Origin of the sequence: Cupriavidus sp. MP-37 (assembly GCF_020618415.1) — a bacterium.
Classification (GTDB): Bacteria; Pseudomonadota; Gammaproteobacteria; order Burkholderiales; family Burkholderiaceae; genus Cupriavidus.
This window is the reverse complement of the sequence record NZ_CP085345.1, coordinates 210,032-227,451: the sequence shown is the minus strand read 5'-3', so window position 1 is coordinate 227,451 and position 17,420 is coordinate 210,032. Positions and strand designations below refer to the sequence as shown.

Genomic DNA, 17,420 nt, shown 5'->3' with positions numbered 1-17,420 from the left:
CAGGAGACTCGAATGGCGCCCTTGCTATTCCAGGTGGAAGACCGCCCCCCACGGTTGACGACGTTCTTGCTTGCGCTCCAGCACCTGCTGGCCGCGCTGGGCGGCATCATCGCGGTGCCGCTGGTCATCGGCGGCGCACTGCGCCTGCCTTCTGACCAGGTGGTGGCGCTGGTCAATGCCGCGCTGCTTGGCTCGGGCATCGTCACCATCATCCAGTGCAAGGGCGTGGGCCCGGTCGGCATCCGCATGCCGTGCGTGATGGGAACCAGCTTCGCCTTTGTCGGCGCGGCCATCAGCGTGGGCGTCGAGCACGGCGTGGCCGGCATCCTCGGTTCGGCGCTGGCGGGCTCGCTGGTGATGATCCTGGGCAGCTTCTTCATGCCGGCGATCCGCAAGCTGTTCCCGCATACCGTCACCAGCGTGGTCGTGACCATGATCGGCCTGTCGCTGATTCCGGTGGCGATCGACTGGGCCGCCGGCGGACAGGGCAGCAGCCGCTATGGCGCGCCCGGCAACCTGGCGATTGCCGTCGCCGTGCTGGCGCTGGTGGTGGCGGTGGTGCAGTGGGGCAAGGGCATGCTGTCGGCGTCGGCCATCGTGGTCGGCATTGCCGGCGGCTACCTGCTGTGCCTGGCGCTGGGGCTGGTCGACTTCACCCAGTTCCACCAGGCGCCGGTGTTCGCGGTGCCGCAGCCGCTGCACTTCGGCATGTCGTTCCCGGTCTCCGGCATCGTCGCCATGTCGATCGCCTTCCTGGTCACCATCGTCGAATCGACCGGCACCTTCATGGCGCTGGGCTCGGCGACGCAGCGTCCGGTGTCCGGCAAATGCCTGTCGCGCGGCATCCTGTGCGACGGCTTTGGCTCGGCCTTTGCGGCGCTGGTGTGCAGCCCGCCGCTGTCCACCTTTGCGCAGAACGTGGGCGTGGTGTCGCTCACCGGCGTGGCCAGCCGCCATGTGGTGGCGCTGACCGGCGTGATGTTGCTGCTGGCCGGGCTGTTCCCGGTGCTGGGCGCGCTGGTGGTGACGATTCCGCAGCCGGTGCTCGGCGGCGCCGGCCTAATGATGTTCGCGATGATCGTCTCGGGCGGCATCCAGATGCTCAGCACGGTCCGCTTCACGCAGCGCAATACGCTGATCGTGGCGGTGTCGATCGGCTGCGGCCTGGCCGTGACCTTCCGTCCGGAGCTGCTGGCCAAGCTGCCCGCCTTTGTTCACGAGGTATTCGGCTCCGGCATCACGGTGGGCTCGCTGTCGGCGGTGATCCTGAACCTGCTGCTGCCCGGCGGCAAAGAAGAAGCCGCGGCCGAGGAAGCCGGACACGGCAGGGTCGGCGAGGCCGCCTGAGCCGCAATCCCCCGCCGGCGCTAACGCGCGCCGACGGGCACGGCAGGCCTGAGCAGCGGATAAGGATTGATCGCCCCGCGCGCCGTGTAGATGCCATAGTGCAGGTGCGGCGGCGTGCCGCGCGCATTGCCGGTGGTGCCTACATAGCCCAGCACGGTGCCGGCGGCGATGATGTCGCCGGCGCGCACGCCGGCATACCGGTCCAGATGGGCGTAGTAGTGCATCTGTCGCCCCGGCCCCATCACCCACACCACGTTTCCCCCCAGCTTGTTCGTGCCCACGCGCGTGACGATGCCTTCGGTGGCCGACACCACTTCGCGGCCGCGCGGCGCGAAGATGTCGATGCCCTCATGCTTGCGCCCGCCCGAGCGCGCGCCGTGCCAGGTATCGCGCAGCGCCCGGGACGCCACGCCGGCGACCGGGACCGGCAGCGTCGCCGGCGCGGGCCGCGCTGACAGGCGGGCCGCGTAGATCGCCCGCTCCAGCGGCGGCTGCAGCCAGGGCCACGCCAGCCAGCCCATGACGACCCACACCGCCAGCCAGGCAATCCGGCGGAAAAACACAAGCAGGGGGGAAGCAAGATGCGGCGCGGCCATATGCCTTCGACGGCAGCCCGGTGCGCAAATTCCCGCTCACGCCGCCACGCGCCCTGCCTCAAGGGCTCTACCCGCCACTTCCCGCGGCGCACCGGGCCGAACCATCGGCGCCGGGACGAGTCATAACTGGACCGTTTTCATTGCAACAGGAGAACCCATGGACTGTCCGGTGTGCCCGCAAACCCAACTCGTGATGTCCGAACGCCAGGGCATCGAGATCGATTACTGCCCCAAGTGCCGCGGCGTCTGGCTGGACCGGGGCGAGCTCGACAAGATCCTGGAGCGCTCGGCGGCAACCCCGGCGCAGCAAGCACCGATGCAGCCCCCGCCGCAGCAGCAGGCACCGATGCACAGCGCACCGCCGCAGCAGGGCTACCAGCGCGGCTACGGCGACCGTGACCGCGACCGCTACTACGAGCGCGAGCAGAAGCACTATCGGAAGAAGAGCATCTGGCACGAGCTGTTCGACTGAGCCGGCCAGGCATGGAGAAAAGGGCGACCTCGGTCGCCCTTTTCCCGTTTTTGCGTTCCGGCCCGCTACAGCCCTGCCGCCAGGCCGTCGCCGCGCGGATCGGCCGCGCCGTACATCACGCCGGTGACCGGGTCGATCAGGATCGCGCCGGCATGCCCCATGGCATCGGTAAAGGCCTGCACGCGCTTGACCGGATGCCCGCGCCGCGCCAGTTCCGCGGTGACCGCTTCCGGCACGCGGCCCTCGATCTTAAGGTCGTTCGACGCCACGCCCCAGTTGCGCCCGTAGAGCAGGCGCGGCGCATTGACCGCGTCCTGCGGCGACATGCCGAAATCGACGATGCGCGTTACCAGCGCGGCCTGCGTCTGCGGCTGCCCTTCGCCGCCCATGGTGCCGTAGACCAGGAACGGCTTGCCGTCCTTCAGCAGCAGCGCCGGGTTCAGCGTATGGAAAGTGCGCTTGCCCGGCGCCAGGTGGTTCACGTGCGCGGGGTCGAGCGAAAAGAACGCGCCGCGATTCTGCAGCAGTACGCCAGTGCCCTTGGGCACGATGCCGGAGCCAAAGTCGTGGTACACGCTCTGGATCATCGACACCACGTTGCCGTCCTTGTCGGCGGTGCCGAACCACACCGTATCGCCGTGCGGATCCATCGGCTTCACGTCCGCGCCGGCGCGCAGCATGCTGATGCGCGCCGACTGCGCCCGTCCGTGCTGTCCCGACAGCAGGCGTTCCAGCGGGATCTGTACGAATTCCGGATCGGCGAGATAGCGGTCGCGATCCGCAAACGCTTGCTTGGTCGCCTCCACCAGCACGTGGTAGTAGTCCGCCGTGCCCTCGCCCAGCGCACGCACGTCGCGCTTGTCCAGGATGTTTAGGATCTCCAGCGAGGCAAACCCTTGCGTATTGGGCGGAACGTTGACGGCCTGGTAGCCACGGTAGTTCACCTTGATGGGCAGGACCCAGTCGGCGCGGTGGCGGGCAAAGTCGGCCCGGGTCAGCACGCCGCCGTGCGCCTGCAGGTCGGCCACGATCTTGCGCGCGATCTCGCCCTGGTAGAACGCGGCGGCGCCGCCCGAGGCGATCTGCCGCAGCGTGCCGGCGAGATCGGGCTGGCGCAGCGTTTCGCCCATCCGGTAGGCCGATCCGTCCGGCTTCAGGAAGGTCTGGCGAAAGCCGTCGAAGCGCTGCAAGGCACGGAATTCGGTGTCGGCCGGGTCGAGATTGACGCGGGTCCAGGTCGCCAGCGACGCCGACACTGGGAACCCGCCGTCGGCATGGCGGATGGCATCGGCCAGCAGCTCCGGCCAGGGCAGGCTGCGGCCCATGCCCTGGCGCGCGTACTGGTACGCGGCCTCCCAGCCGGCGACGGTACCGGGCACCGTGTTGGCCGACAGGTAACCGCGCGCGGGGATCCGGTCCAGCCCCTTGCCCCGGTAAAGCGCAATGGTGGCGCGTTCGCCGGCGCGGCCGCTGGCATTGAGCGCGCGCACCTCGCGCGTGCGGGCGTTGTAGATCAGCCAGAAGGCGTCGCCGCCGATGGAGTTCATGTGCGGGTACACCACCGCGATGGTCGACGCCACCGCGATGGCGGCATCGACCGCATTGCCGCCGCGCTCCAGCACGCGCAGCCCGGCCTGCGTCGCCAGGCGGTTGGAAGAGGTCACCATGCCGCCGGTGGCCATCGGGTTGATGCAGGCCGAAGGCGTGTCGCAGTACTTGCCGGCCTCGTCGACGGCCCATGCCGGCGCGGCGGCCAGCGTCAGTGCCGACCACATGCCGGCCAGGCGCAGAGGGGTGAAGAATCTTGTGCGGTGCATCGCAGGCTCCCTGGGTAACACAGCGAAGTTGCATGCCGGAGCGGACGCAACCGGCACGAGCGGTAGAGCGGATTGCCCCGATTGTCTTGTGGGGCGAGCGCAAGTTAGCCTGCGCCAGACAATCTGGCTAACGGCAAAGTCGCATCCGTTGTCGGCAATCGGACATGAGCGGACATCGGCCGCGGCGCTGCCCGTGCCGCCAGCCATCGCCCACCACTACAACCGGACCACGCATGCCTGCCCATGATCCCGCCCTGCGCGCGCTCGCGCGGCTGCCTCGCCCGCTGTACGGCCACATCGAAGCCCTGCCCAACCGCGTGCTGGGCTACCGCCACCGGCATCCCTGGTGCCAGTTCGCCTATGCCCTGCAGGGCGTGCTGGAGGTATGGACCGACCGCGGGCGCTATGTCGCGCCCCCGCAATGGGCGGTCTGGATTCCGGCCGGCGTGGCGCACCGCGTGCGCTGCGCGACGGGCACGCGCATGCGCAGCCTCTACCTCGACAACAGCGTGTGCGCGGCGGCGCGTGCCCGTTGCCGCGTGCTGACGGTCAGCCCGCTGCTGCGCGAGCTGATCCGCGCCTTCAGCCACCTGCCCGCCGAATACGATGAGCGCGGCGCCGACGGACGCCTGGCGCGCGTGCTGATGGACCAGCTTGGCGCCGCGCCCGAAGTGGAGTTCATGCTGCCGCTGCCGGCCGACCCGCGCGTGCGCCTGGTCTGCAATGGCCTGCAGCGCCATGCCGACCGCGATACCAGCCTGGCGGCGTGGAGCGCGCGGCTGGCGGTCTCGGGCAAGACCCTGACGCGGCTGTTCCAGCGCGAGACCGGGCTGACCTTCCGCGCTTGGCGCCAGCGGCTGCGGCTGCTTGACGCCGTGCCCCGGCTGGAGCGCGGCGAAGCCGTGACCGAGGTCGCGCTGGATTGCGGCTATGAGTCGCTGTCGGCGTTTATCGCGGCCTTCCGGCGGCTCTACAACATGACGCCGGGGGAGCTGTCGCGCGCCAACCGCGTCGTTCCCGCGGGCAGTTAGCGAACGCCGTCAGGCACGCTTGCGGTGGTGCCGCGCCGCTTCCGCGGCGGCGTCGCGCAACGCCGGCGGCAGCGCGCGGACCTCGGCCGTGAAGAAGGCCCGTTCCGCCGGGCGCAACGCCGGCAGCTGCCCGGCCAGCCGCTCCACCGCGGCGCAGGCGGCGGCGGTGGCGCCCTGCTCATGGGTCAGGTACCAGGCCGATTCCAGCAGCAGGTTGGCCAGCTGCAGCGGCGCCAGCCTGACGTGGCCAGCATCGTGGTCCTCCAGCGCAAAGGCGGCCACGGCCGACCAGCGCACGAAGCCCCGCGCCGGCGCGAACGGTGCATGGAACGGCCGCATCGCGTCGACCGCATCGGCCACCGAAAGCGGCCGCTGGCGGCGGAACACGGCCATGCTGTCGCTGGGACTGGCCGGGCGCTCCCGCGGCGGCGCATCAGGCCCGCAGCTGCCGCGCGCGATGCGCAGCAGGAAGATCGCATTCCACGCGGTGCCACCGCCGACGCCGAAACGGTCGCAGATCCATTCCGACAGCCCCAGCCAGCGCATCGCCTGCCGCTGCACCGCACCGGCCGACAGGCTGCGCCCGGCATCGATCAGCCCATGGCGCCAGAACAGCCACAGGCTCAGCCCGATATTGGCCGCGGCATGCTGCACGGCATCGACCGAATCGGCCTCGTATGCGGCCTGCAGCGCGCCCGAGAACGCGTCCAGCGCGCGCTGCGCCGCGGACGTTGCCGCCGCATGCGCGGGGCGCATGGCATCGGCCTTGTGCAGCAGCGCTTCGAGGTTCAGCACCTCGAAGCGCACGCGCGGGTTGTAGCGCACCACCAGGCGCAACTCCGCATCGGCGTGCAGGTGCTCCAGCCCGGCGCGCGCGCCCTCGCCGTCGCCGCGTGTATAGCGCTCCCAGGCGCGGACCACCTGGGCCATGGCCTGGAAGGCCGGCGTGGCCGCACCCGCGTCGGCCGCCTGTGCCAGCCGGTCGAATCGCCGCAGCGCGGCGCGGCTCTGGTCGAGGCGCCCGCAGCGGCGCCAGGCCTGGCTTTCCTTCAGCAGCGACAAGGCCTGCTGGAAACCGTCGCCGGCAAGCCGGCGCGCCGCGCCGAAGGACTCGGCCACGGCGAAGCCGTGGGCGCCCGCATGGCCGTCCTGCGCGCTGCGCATGGCCTGCGTCAGTTCGCTCCAGAAGGCCATGTCGCGCATCACATAGCCCGTGCCATCGCGCTGCCCCGGCGGCACGGGATGCGCGCCGGCATCGAAGCCGAAGTGCCGCGCCAGCGCGAGCGGGCCCAGCGTGCGTCCGTTGGCGATAAAGCGCAGCCGGCGCGCGCTGGCCGCCGTCAGCCAGAACGGCCCGCGGCTGCGCTGCGCCGGGTTGGCCGCGGCCGGATCGCGCGCGCGGTCCGTGCCCCACCCCACCACGATTCCCCAGCGCGCGAAATCGGCAAACGCGCGCGACACCAGCATGCGCAAATTGGCCGCCGTGGGAAACGCGCTGCGTACCGTGGCGGCGGCAACCACGCCCTCCTCGCTGCGCTGCGCATGCCAGATGCGCGCGAGCAGCCAGACCGACTGGTAGCGCGCGGGCTCGCCGTCGACGCGGTAAGGGGTCGACACATCGATATGGATCAGGCCAGGGGAAGCGGGCATCAATCTGAAAGGAGGCATGAATGGCAACGCCCGTCATGTTACGCAAGTTACAGGGCACCCGGTTGGCGCCGCGCAAGCCCTCTCCTATGCTGCGCATCACGGTCCGGGCCCGGATTGTCATTCCCTCAACTTCCCACGCACAACCATGAACAATCGTCTTGCCCGTCTGCTGGCGCCTGCCACCCTCGCCCTGGGCCTGCTCGCCACTCAGTTGCCTGCGCTGGCCGCGCCCACGGAAGTGCCGCTCGACGCCGCGGCACTGTTCCGCCAGGCCGGCACCACCGGCACCATGGTGATCTACGACCTGCGGCGCGACCGCATGCTGACCTACAACCCGGCGCGCGCCGCGACGCCGTACTCGCCGGCGTCGACCTTCAAGATCATGAACTCCATGATCGGCCTCGAGACCGGCGCAGTGGCCGACGTCGACCACGACAAGCTGCCCTGGGACGGCAAGGTCTGGCTGGTCGGCGGCAAGGCCGTGCTGCCCGAGGCATGCAACGCCGACGTGCCGCTGCGCGTGGCCCTGCCCAACTCCTGCGTTCCGGCTTACCAGGCACTGGCGCGCCGGGTCGGCAGCGCGGCCTACCAGCGCTACCTGACCGCCTCGCACTACGGCAACGCCGACAGCTCCGGGCCGGTGGACCGCTTCTGGCTGAACGGCAAGCTGCAGATCACCGCCAATCAGCAGATCGATTTCCTGAAGGGCCTGGTGCAGCGCACGCTGCCGTTCTCGCCCGCCACCTTCAGCGCCATCGATGACATCACCGTGCTGGAGCGCACCGCCGCCTATACCCTGCACGCCAAGACCGGCTGGGCCGATTCGGCCAGGCCGGCGGTGGGCTGGCTGGTGGGCTGGGTCGAGCGCGGCAACGATGACTACTTGTTCGCGCTCAATCTGGACCTGCTGCGGCCGGAGCATGCCAAGGCGCGGATGGAGATTGCACGCGCTGCCTTGCGGCAGGTGGGCGCGCTGGCGGACTGAGGCCGGGAACCAAGGGATCGTGTTGTCATCTGTCCAATATATTGGTCAAAATGCGCATCTTTGACTGGAATGCTGGACATATGCCAGCCTTTACGGATACCACTACAGACCACGGCCACGTGCTTGCCGCGGACGAAAGCTGAAACCCACGTCAGGGCCGTTTAGCCATTCCGCCGCTGCAAGCCGGCCAGGATCTGTTCAGCGAGGAAATCGCAAGGCGGCCGCTTCGACTTTGCGCTGCGCGCCAGCAACAGCTCCAACCCAGCCAGCTCCGGCAACCCCTGTGGCTGGCCAAGGATGGTGAAATGCGCTGGCACGGCGCAACGCGCGAGCGGCGCCACCGCCAGTCCGGCTTCGACCATGCTGAGCAGGCCAAGCAGGCTGGGGCTTTCGTAGGACATGCGGTAGGCAATCCCGGCTTGTTCCAGGCTGCGGATAGCATTGTTGCGCGCAACGCTGCCCGGCTGGAACACGGCAATGGGCAGCGGCCGCTCGTTCCAGATTTCCTGGGCCGACGGCGACGCCGCCCACACCATCGGTTCCAGCCGGATGAATTCACCGGACAAGCCTTTCACGCGCGTGGCGCAGACCAGGTCAACGGTGCCGTCCTTGACCAGCGGCGCCAGCGCCACGCTCGGCAAGCCGATGACCTGGATTTCGACCTTGGGGTAAGTCGCGGAAAACTTTTTCAGGATCGCGGGCAGCAACGACGAGGCATAGTCATCCGGCATGCCGAGCACCACGCGCCCGGTCACATCGGGGCGGACCACGGCCGCCCAGGCCTCGTCCCGCAGCGCCAGCATGCGGCGCGCGAAGCCCAGCAGCACCTCGCCTTCCGGCGTCAGCACCAAGTTCCTCGGCTTGCGCACGAACAGCGGCTTGCCCAGGGCCAGCTCGAGCGCCTTGATCTGCATGCTGACCGCCGACTGCGACCGGTGCACGCGTTCGGCCGCACGGGAAATGCTGCCCGTATCGGCCACGGCCACCATCATGGCCAGCACATCGAGGTCAAGCGCTTTCATTGGTATCAGTAAACCTGAAGCAACAGATCAATTTTACGCATTTTTCTTAATGGTCCGTCCGCGGCATACTGGCCCGAAACCTTGAACGCCCATGCCTGATCTCACCCTGGACCACCCTCTGCGCGACAGCCTTGCGCGCGAACTGCATGCCCGCCCCTTCCTGCGCATCGGCGGATCCGCCTCGCTGACGCACTTTGCCATCTATGCCGAGGGCGACACCAGCATCCACCACGCCCTGCTGGCCGACCTGTGCAGGCTGACCGGGCTCGACCAGCCGGCTGAAGGCGCGACGCACTACTCGGCGCGATGGCGCCATGGCACGCAACTGAAGTGGGAGCGGCACACTGAGTTTTCCACCTTCACGTTCGTGGCCCCGCGCAGCGACAGCGACTACTTCTCCGAGCTGGCCACCTCGCATATCCCGCCGCAATGGTTCGACCGCTTCGCCGGCAAGCGCCTGGTGGCGCTGCGCATGGAGCTGGTCTCGGGCGAGGCCGCCAGCCATGCGCGCGACAACGTGAGGCAGTGGATCGATGGCCCTATCCTGGCGGGCAGCCACGTGCTGGGCGGCGGTGAAGTGTTCTGCGACTGGACCATTCCCCCTGACGGCTTTACGCGCTTCCTGGTCATCGACAATGGCTTTCGTGAAGTGCAAGGCGGACGGCTGTTGCAGCGGCTGTACGAGATCGAGACGTACCGGATGATGGCGCTGTTGGCATTGCCAGTGGCGCGGGAACTGGGGCGCAGCGTCGATCATCTGCAGAGCGCGCTCGCGCCGCTGATGCGCAGCATGGACACCAGCCAGGGCGGCCGCCACGATGCCGCGGTGCTGGAGCGACTAACGCACCTGGCAGTCCGCATCGAAGCCCTGGCGGAATCGGGCAACCGCTTCAGCGCGTCGCGCGCCTACGAGAAGCTGGTGCTGGCACGCATCCAGGAATTGCGCGAAGAGCGGATCGAGGGCCTCCCCACCATCGCCGAATACATGGAACGCCGCTTCGCGCCGGCCATGGAGACATGCAGGTCGGTCTGGGCGCGGCACGAGCAGTTTGCCAGCCGCGTGTCGCGCGCGCTCGACCTGCTGCGCACGCGCGTCAACCTGGCGCAGGAGCAGGACACCACGCGCCTGCTGGAGGGCATGGACCAGACCGCGCGCAACCAGTTGCGGCTGCAGCATGCGGTCGAAGGTCTGTCGGTCGCCGCCATTTCCTACTACGTGCTGTCGCTCGCCGGCACCGGGCTCAAGGCGCTGCATGCCATCCACCTGCCGCTGGACCCGGAACTGGTCAAGGGGGTGTTGATCCTGCCGGTGGTGCTGCTGGTGCTGCGCGCTACCCGGCGTAGCAAGCATGCCGGGGAAAAAGCGGCAACGCGGCAACGGACTCAAAAGCAAGCTGCGTAGCCAGCATATATGGGTAGTGGCGGACGACGCGTCCGGCCGTGGCCCATTCAGCGCGGGGGCTGGGGCTTCGCGCCGCCGGATTGCCGGAGCAGCGGTCCCTGCTCCCGCAGGTTCCGCTGCATATTTAAGATCCGTCTGATTTACCGCTGCACATTGGACCTCTAGTTTGGCTCGGTCGGTATTTCCCGCGTCTTCTGACGCTGTGTCGCAGGGAACTGCCGGCGCCCGAGCAATAGGGACGGCCACGACCGCCCCTCCATCCAGAGGTGAAATCCAAATGAGACAACTGGCAATGCCGGCAGCACTGCTGTCGGCTATCGCATTGCTGGCCGCATGCGGCGGCGGCGACGATGGCGCAAGCACGGCGGCACCACAGACGCCGCCATCTGACAACCAACCCGCACCGGCACCAACACCGTCGCCCGCTCCGACCCCAACTCCGACCCCAACTCCGACGCCGACGCCGGCCCCCGAGCCCGCACCGGTGGGCGAACCGCTGCCGAGCCTGAGCGCCCCGCAAGCAGGCTCGACGGCCATGGTGGGCAATGGCAGCGAGGGGCTGTGGGTCGGCTTCATGAATGCCACGCTGGTCGACCACAGTGGAAAGTTCATTAGTGTGAGATTGTTGGGCGTGCTGGGAGGCACGTTCCAGTTCTCGGGTGCGAACTGGACGCTGGGCCCTGGCGCCCTGTATGAAGCCGGCTTGGCCAAGCCGGCCACCGGGTCCGGCACCATTACCCTGAGCCAGCGTTTTGACGGCAACTTCGTCACGCCGCCGAACATCGATACCAACGAATTGTCAGGCATCTACGATCCATCCAATGCGCTGGCCGTGGACCAGGCCGCCATCGCCGGCAGCTGGAAGCAGAACGGCTTCGCCATGCAGATCGACGACGCGGGCAACGTTACCGGTACCCATACCAGCGGCACCCGCGTCTGCGACTTGCAAGGCACGGCGACGCTGGCCAGTCCCGGATCGGCAAAGAACCTGTACGCGGTCACGATCATCGCCCAGGCCTCGACGCAGCCGGGAACGACCGGCTGCGCGTTGTCGACCGGCATACCGCATAACGGCTTTGCCGCGCTCCGCCTGATGCCGGCCAATGGCAGCATCGTCGTGAACAGCAGCACGCGCTATGTACGGACGCTGGTCATGGGTGCCAGCACCGGTACAGGCGGGTATTTCACCACGCAGATGTCCAGGCAAAGCGTCCAATAGCCCACCGGCGATGCGCAGCCTGCGGCGGTCCGTGTTGGGGCGCGGACCGTCGCTGTATTCCTCAGTCCTTGTTCCCCTGCCAGCTGGCCAGCTACGTCAAGATCTCCGACGAAGACCTGGCCGGGCTCTTTCCCGCTCTCGATACCGGCACAGCATTGGCACAAGTACGCGCCATGGCACCCGATGCAACCGTCATGCTGACGCGCGGCGCGCGCCGCGATGAAGTGGAAGAACTGCTGGCTGCTTGAAAGGCCGGCCGCGGGTCGTAAGCGGTCAGCACCGGAAAGCCGGCATTTGAGAAAGCTCTAAATGCGCGCCAGGTCTCGAAGAAGCAACCCTAGCGTTACATTGTCGATGGCAAAGTGATGTGCTAGCCAGACGAGCCTTGGCCACATTCTACCGGTGGGCTCGCCATACTTATCACACTGTGATAGCATATCCATGCGCGACCGTAGCCTCGACACACTGCTGGACCTGGATGGACTCCGCTTCGTCATAGATGACGAAAGCTTGCATTGGGTGAAAATCGTGGTGCGTACCTGCCCTGTCTCGCAGGAGCGCCCTCACGGACTGAAGTATTCGCTGACACTGCATGACAGGATTGGCTGCCGTTTGCTTGGCTTTGACAATGCGCACGGCATCAATGAGGGATCCGGGCCCGGGGTGCGGACGCGCATTGAATACGACCACCAGCACATGGCGGCGGGCGTTCGATTCTACGACTACCAGGACGCTTCCACGTTGCTGGAAGATTTCTGGACCGAGGTCGACAAGATCCTGCAGCAAAAGGAGTGAACGATGAACGGCAACCTCAAGATTGGCATCGCCTCACTGGAAGACTTCAAGGCCCGCACCATGGCGATCGCCCGGGGCGAACTCAAGCCCGGGAAGGATGAGCCCAAGGTATGGTTTCAATCGCTGGACGTGCTGGCAAAGGTCCTGTCACCAGCCAATCGCCAATTGCTTGCGCTGATCGCGGAAACCAATCCTGAATCGCTCGAAGAACTATCGCAGAAAACCGGGCGCGCCGTGTCGAACCTGTCGCGGACACTCCGCACGATGGAGGGCTACGGCTTGATTCGCTTCGAACAAGGGCCACGCCGCAGGCTCGCTCCGCGCGTCGACTACAGCGGCGTGGAGCTTGAGCTGGCTTTCCACTAACGTCCGCTGACTGGCAGGCACCATGGCCGGCGCGCTGGCCGCTACGGCAGGAACGCCGGCGACAGCAGCCGCAGCCCGACCGTGAAGAAGCGCGCGCCCGTGCCGCCGCCGAACACATTGCCATAGGTGGTGTCGACCTGCACCCGGTCCTGCACCACCCAGAAGCGGAAGCCGGCCTGGAACGACGGCTTGCCGCGGTTCTCGCCGAAGGTCTCGGCGATCAGGAACACACGCGGGTGCAGTTGGGTTTCGGTGCCTGCGCCCCAGGTCATGCGGGTCTGGCGGTTGCCGGTGTCGCGGTTGGCGCCCAGGTTCAGGTGCGCGACGAAGCGGTCGTCGGCGAACGAGAACGACACCGGCACGTTGACATAGAGGTTGCCCAGCACCTTGCCGGGTTCGGCATCGGGATGGTGGATCACCCCGCCCGACAGCGCGATGCCGTAGCCGTTGGTTTCCAGCGGCTTGAGCAGCGTCTTGGCCTGGAACTGGACGTTGGTGCCGTCCCAGCCGCCGTCGACGCGCTGCAGCGAGCCGCCCAGTGTCAGCTCCAGGTTGCCGGTCGGATTGCAGCCCGGCAGCGCCCACAACTCATTGCCGCCGGACTGGAACTGCATCCACGATTCCAGCTGGCAGGCTTTGGCATCGACGATGCGGGCATCGTCGGTGATCAGCGGGCGCGCCGCCAGCGCCGGCCGGCAGGCCGCGGCCACGATGGCCAGCGCGGCCAGGCGTACGAAGAACTGGTGCCACACCATGGCAACCTCCTGAGCAAATACAGCCATATGGCCGGCGACGATACACGCGGGCCATGACAAGACATCGAAAGGCAGCAAGGGAGGTCTGGCACCGGCGGGCGCAGGCTGGCGCCTGGCCGCATGGGGCATGGCAGTGCCGGGCGGCGGCACTGCAGCGAATGACCGCAGTGTCTCAGCGCGCCGGCGCGGCCGGGGAAACTCCCGTTGCGCAAGAAGGACTGGGACCACTGTCCACGGATAGCTCCGTTGGGAAGAACGGGGCGCAGTGTAATCCCGGCCCATGGTGCGGTCAACCGATCCATGCGCCACGCGCATGGCTGCATGCGGAGATATCGCTACCGCTCGCCGACCACCCTCTCCTAACATCGTCGGCACCATCTGCCAGGCCGGTGCGAGATGCAAGCGCCCGGTCCCTGCCCCCGGCAATGGCCACAGAGGAGGAAGCCAAATGCAAAACAGTGCCGCGCCAACGAGCGCGCCCTACACGCCGCCGGCCCAGGCGGCGCCCGCCATCCAGCCCGGGCAGCGCCGCCGCGCCATCGTCGCCACGGTGATCGGCAACGGCCTGGAGTGGTTCGATTTCACCGTCTACAGCTTTTTCGCGGTCATCATCGCCAGGCTGTTCTTCCCCACCGGCAACGACCTCAGCTCGCTGCTGCTGGCCGTGGCCACCTTCGGCGTAGGCTTTTTCATGCGGCCGGTGGGCGGCATCGTGCTGGGTGTCTACGCCGACCGCGTCGGGCGCAAGGCGGCGCTGTCGCTGACCATCCTGCTGATGGCGCTGGGCACCACGCTGATCGGGATTGCTCCCACCTATGACCAGATCGGCATCCTGGCCCCGCTGCTGATCGTGGTGGCGCGGCTGATGCAAGGCTTCTCCGCCGGCGGCGAAATGGGCGGTGCCACCGCCTTCCTGACCGAATACGCGCCGGCGCGCCAGCGCGCCTACTACTCCAGCTGGATCCAGGCCAGCATCGGCGTGGCCGTGCTGCTGGGCGCTGCGGTCGGCACCTTCGTCACCAGCTCGCTGAGCCCCGAGGCACTCAACAGCTGGGGCTGGCGCCTGCCGTTCCTGCTGGGCATCGTGATCGGGCCGGTGGGCTACTACATCCGCCACCACCTGGACGAGACCCCGGCCTTCCGCGACACCGCCGAACGCGCCGATTCGCCGCTGAAGGAAATCTTCCAGGCCTATCCGCGCGAGACCACCGCCAGCTTCTCGATGGTGATCCTGTGGACCGTGTGCACCTATGTGCTGCTGTTCTACATGCCCACCTACGCGGTCAAGGTGCTGAAGGTGCCGCAGGCCGACGGCTTCGTCGCCGGCATGGCGGGCGGCTGCGCCATCATGGTGTTCGCGCCGCTGGTGGGGCTGCTGGCCGACCGCATCGGCCGGCGCGTGCTGCTGAGCGGATCGGCGCTGCTGATCCTGGTGCTGGCGTGGCCCATGTTCGCGTACATCAACCACGTGCCCGGCCTGGCCTCGCTGCTGGTGTTCCAGCTGGTGTTCGGGGTGCTGATCGCCACCTATACCGGCCCGATCCTGGCGGCATTCTCCGAACTGTTCCCGGCGCGCGTGCTGTCGACCGGCCTGTCGGTGGCCTACAACTTCGCGGTGACGATCTTCGGCGGCTTTGCCTCGTTCATCATCACCTGGCTGATCGCCACCACCGGCAGCAGCATGGCGCCCGCCATCTACGTGATGATCGCCGCCGCCATCAGCCTGGTCGGCACCCGCTTCGTGCGCGAACCTTCCTATCTGCAATCACGCTGACATGTCCCAGAATCCCCAGATCCTTTTCCACGGCGGCGATGTGCTCGAACCCGGCACCGGCGAGCTGCTGCGCGGCCACGACGTGCTGGTCGAAGGCGAGCGCATCGCCGCGGTCGGCCCGGCCATCGATGCCCCCCATGCCCAGCGCATCGATGCGCGCGGCAAGACCGTGATGCCCGGCCTGATCGACTGCCACGTGCACGTGCTGGCGTCGCTGGCCAACCTCGGCCTTAATGCGGTGCAGCCCAATGTGCTGGTCGCGATCCGCGCGCTGCCGATCATGCAGCGCATGCTGGAGCGCGGCTTTACCACCGTGCGCGATGCCGGCGGCGCCGACTGGGGCCTGTCGCAGGCGGTCGCCACCGGGCTGGTGCCGGGCCCGCGCATCTTTGCCTCGGGCAAGGCGCTGTCGCAGACCGGCGGCCATGGCGACTTCCGTCCGCGCTCCGATGTGCTCGAGCCCTGCTCGTGCGCCTTCCGCGCCGGCGCCATTGCGCGCGTGGCCGATGGCGTGGATGCGGTGCGGCTGGCGGTGCGCGAGGAAATCCAGAAAGGCGCGACCCAGATCAAGATCATGGCGTCGGGCGGCGTGGCGTCGCCGACCGACCCGATCGGCAACACCCAGTACAGCGAGGACGAGATCCGCGCCATCGTCGCCGAAGCCGAGGCCGCGCAGACCTACGTAATGGCCCACGCCTACACCGGCCGCGCCATCACGCGCGCGGTGCGCTGCGGCGTGCGCACCATCGAGCATGGCAACCTGGTCGACCGCGCCGCCGCCGACGAAATGCGCAAGCATGGCGCCTTTGTCGTGCCGACGCTGGTCACCTACGACGCGCTGGCCCGCGACGGTGCCCGCCTGGGCCTGCCGGCCGAATCGGTGGCCAAGATCGAGACCGTGCGCCAGGCCGGCCGCGACTCGCTGCGCCTCTACGCCGATGCCGGCGTGCCGATGGGCTATGGCTCGGACCTGCTCGGCGAAATGCACGACCACCAGGCCGATGAATTCCGCATCCGCGCCGAGCTGCTGGGCAACCTGGAAGCGATCCGCTCGGCCACCTCGATCGCCGCCGCCATCCTGCAGCGCGAAGGCGAGCTCGGCACCACGCGTGCCGGCGCGCTGGCCGACCTGCTGCTGGTCGACGGCAATCCGCTCGCCGACATCAGCCTGATCGCCGGCCAGGGCGAGCGCCTCAGCGTGGTGATGCAGGCAGGCCGCATCCACCGCCGCGCCGGCTGAGCCGGCGGTCTATCATGGCGGCATCTCCGGCCCGGACGCCCCCATGCGCATTGCCCCGCTCCCGCCCCTGCCCAACCTGGTCGCCTTCGAAGCCGCGATGCGGCACGGCAGCTTTACCCGCGCCGCGGCCGAACTGCACCTGACGCAAAGCGCGATCAGCCGCCAGGTGGCGCAGCTGGAACGCTTCCTCGGACGCAAGCTGTTTATCCGCGAACCGCGCGCGCTGCGCCTGACCGTCAGCGGGCAACGCTATGCCGAGGTGGTGCAGCGCCTGCTGGTCGGCTGCGCCGAGGCCACCGAAGACGTGATGAAGGTACGCAGCCATACCGCGCTGACGGTGGCCTGCTCGAGCGGCGTCGCGGTGCTGTGGCTGACGCCGCGGCTGGCCGCGTTCCGCGCCGCCCACCCCGAGATCCAGCTGCGCCTGACGGTCAACGACAGCCTGTCGGCGCTGTCGCCGGCGGAGTTCGACATCGGCCTGTACTACCTGCGCGAAGGACCGCCGCCCGGACTGGCCGCGCGCCGGCTGTACGGCGAGGAAGTGTTCCCGGTGTGCACGCCCGGCTATCTCCGCGGGCGCACGCTGGCGCCGTCCGACCTGGCTGGCGAGACCCTGCTGATGCTTGACGACGGCCAGCGCCAGTGGATGTCGTGGCAAACCTGGCTGGCCCACCAGGGCCTGCCCGACGCCATGCCGCGCAACGTGCTGACCTCGAACCAGTATCCGATCCTGCTGCAGCTGGCCATGGAGGGCCAGGGCATCGCGCTGGGCTGGCGCCACATGATCGACGCCTGCCTGCGCGACGGCCTGCTGGTGCGCGCCTGCGACGCCAGCGCCAGCCTCGGCGGCGGCTACTACGCGGTATGGCCGCGCGACCGGATGGAGCCCGCCGCGGCGCGCGCGTTCCGCAACTGGCTGGTGCGGCAGGCGACGGCCGCCTCGTGACGG

General features: G+C 68.3%; 16 protein-coding genes and 1 pseudogene. 12 read left to right on the top strand and 5 right to left on the bottom strand.

The genetic code is table 11. The annotated features are described in order from the left end of the window. Positions 1-12 precede the first annotated feature (12 nt). A complete protein-coding gene (locus LIN44_RS17645; RefSeq protein ID WP_227315566.1) occupies positions 13-1,347 on the top strand; it encodes a nucleobase:cation symporter-2 family protein in 1,335 nt (444 codons plus the stop codon). 20 nt (positions 1,348-1,367) lie between these two features. Here the strand turns inward: LIN44_RS17645 and LIN44_RS17640 are convergent, their stop codons facing one another. After that, positions 1,368-1,943 carry a M23 family metallopeptidase gene (locus LIN44_RS17640; RefSeq protein ID WP_370641715.1) on the bottom strand — a complete coding sequence of 192 codons (576 nt, stop codon included), beginning with the start codon at positions 1,941-1,943 and terminating at the stop codon, positions 1,368-1,370. 157 nt (positions 1,944-2,100) lie between these two features. On the opposite strand from LIN44_RS17640, the gene LIN44_RS17635 reads away from it, so the two are divergent. Next, positions 2,101-2,415, top strand: a complete 315-nt coding sequence (locus tag LIN44_RS17635) for a zf-TFIIB domain-containing protein (RefSeq protein ID WP_227315565.1) — start codon at positions 2,101-2,103, stop codon at positions 2,413-2,415. A 65-nt stretch (positions 2,416-2,480) separates the two neighbouring features. On the opposite strand, the gene ggt is transcribed toward LIN44_RS17635, so the two are convergent. Beyond that, a complete protein-coding gene (gene ggt, locus LIN44_RS17630; RefSeq protein ID WP_227316450.1) occupies positions 2,481-4,097 on the bottom strand; it encodes a gamma-glutamyltransferase in 1,617 nt (538 codons plus the stop codon). Positions 4,098-4,465: 368 nt separating this feature from the next. Between ggt and LIN44_RS17625 the strand changes: the two genes are divergently transcribed. Continuing rightward, positions 4,466-5,263, top strand: a complete 798-nt coding sequence (locus tag LIN44_RS17625) for a helix-turn-helix domain-containing protein (RefSeq protein WP_227315564.1) — start codon at positions 4,466-4,468, stop codon at positions 5,261-5,263. 9 nt (positions 5,264-5,272) lie between these two features. Here the strand turns inward: LIN44_RS17625 and LIN44_RS17620 are convergent, their stop codons facing one another. Then, positions 5,273-6,913: a hypothetical protein gene (locus tag LIN44_RS17620; RefSeq protein WP_227315563.1), complete on the bottom strand. Its 1,641-nt coding sequence runs from the start codon at positions 6,911-6,913 to the stop codon at positions 5,273-5,275. 145 nt (positions 6,914-7,058) lie between these two features. On the opposite strand from LIN44_RS17620, the gene LIN44_RS17615 reads away from it, so the two are divergent. Next, entirely contained in the window at positions 7,059-7,898 is an 840-nt protein-coding gene (locus LIN44_RS17615) for a penicillin-binding transpeptidase domain-containing protein (RefSeq protein WP_227315562.1), read from the top strand. 161 nt (positions 7,899-8,059) lie between these two features. On the opposite strand, the gene LIN44_RS17610 is transcribed toward LIN44_RS17615, so the two are convergent. Next, positions 8,060-8,920, bottom strand: a complete 861-nt coding sequence (locus tag LIN44_RS17610) for a LysR family transcriptional regulator (RefSeq protein WP_227315561.1) — start codon at positions 8,918-8,920, stop codon at positions 8,060-8,062. Between the two features lie 91 nt (positions 8,921-9,011). Here LIN44_RS17610 and LIN44_RS17605 point away from each other — a divergent pair, with 91 nt between their 5' ends. From LIN44_RS17605 to LIN44_RS17585, 5 genes and pseudogenes are all read left to right on the top strand, one after another. Further along, entirely contained in the window at positions 9,012-10,322 is a 1,311-nt protein-coding gene (locus tag LIN44_RS17605) for a DUF3422 family protein (RefSeq protein WP_227315560.1), read from the top strand. A 277-nt stretch (positions 10,323-10,599) separates the two neighbouring features. Then, a complete protein-coding gene (locus LIN44_RS17600; RefSeq protein ID WP_227315559.1) occupies positions 10,600-11,541 on the top strand; it encodes a hypothetical protein in 942 nt (313 codons plus the stop codon). Between the two features lie 83 nt (positions 11,542-11,624). Next, positions 11,625-11,753 (top strand): annotated as a pseudogene (locus tag LIN44_RS17595) (carbohydrate kinase); the annotation flags it as partial. A gap of 229 nt (positions 11,754-11,982) precedes the next feature. Continuing rightward, positions 11,983-12,336, top strand: coding sequence for a DUF6516 family protein (locus LIN44_RS17590; protein WP_227315558.1), 354 nt, complete (start codon positions 11,983-11,985; stop codon positions 12,334-12,336). 3 nt (positions 12,337-12,339) lie between these two features. Next, positions 12,340-12,702 (top strand): helix-turn-helix domain-containing protein, encoded by a 363-nt coding sequence (locus LIN44_RS17585; RefSeq protein ID WP_227315557.1) that lies wholly within the window; start codon positions 12,340-12,342, stop codon positions 12,700-12,702. A gap of 41 nt (positions 12,703-12,743) precedes the next feature. On the opposite strand, the gene LIN44_RS17580 is transcribed toward LIN44_RS17585, so the two are convergent. Then, positions 12,744-13,457, bottom strand: a complete 714-nt coding sequence (locus LIN44_RS17580; RefSeq protein WP_227315556.1) for a hypothetical protein — start codon at positions 13,455-13,457, stop codon at positions 12,744-12,746. A gap of 448 nt (positions 13,458-13,905) precedes the next feature. Between LIN44_RS17580 and LIN44_RS17575 the strand changes: the two genes are divergently transcribed. Genes LIN44_RS17575 through LIN44_RS17565 form a run of 3 tightly spaced genes read left to right on the top strand, consistent with a single transcriptional unit; the run spans position 13,906 to position 17,417 of the window. Next, positions 13,906-15,231, top strand: a complete 1,326-nt coding sequence (locus LIN44_RS17575; RefSeq protein ID WP_227315555.1) for an MFS transporter — start codon at positions 13,906-13,908, stop codon at positions 15,229-15,231. Between the two features lies 1 nt (position 15,232). Beyond that, positions 15,233-16,471, top strand: coding sequence for an amidohydrolase family protein (locus LIN44_RS17570; RefSeq protein ID WP_227315554.1), 1,239 nt, complete (start codon positions 15,233-15,235; stop codon positions 16,469-16,471). A 43-nt stretch (positions 16,472-16,514) separates the two neighbouring features. Further along, positions 16,515-17,417 carry a LysR substrate-binding domain-containing protein gene (locus LIN44_RS17565; protein ID WP_227315553.1) on the top strand — a complete coding sequence of 301 codons (903 nt, stop codon included), beginning with the start codon at positions 16,515-16,517 and terminating at the stop codon, positions 17,415-17,417. Positions 17,418-17,420 lie beyond the last annotated feature (3 nt).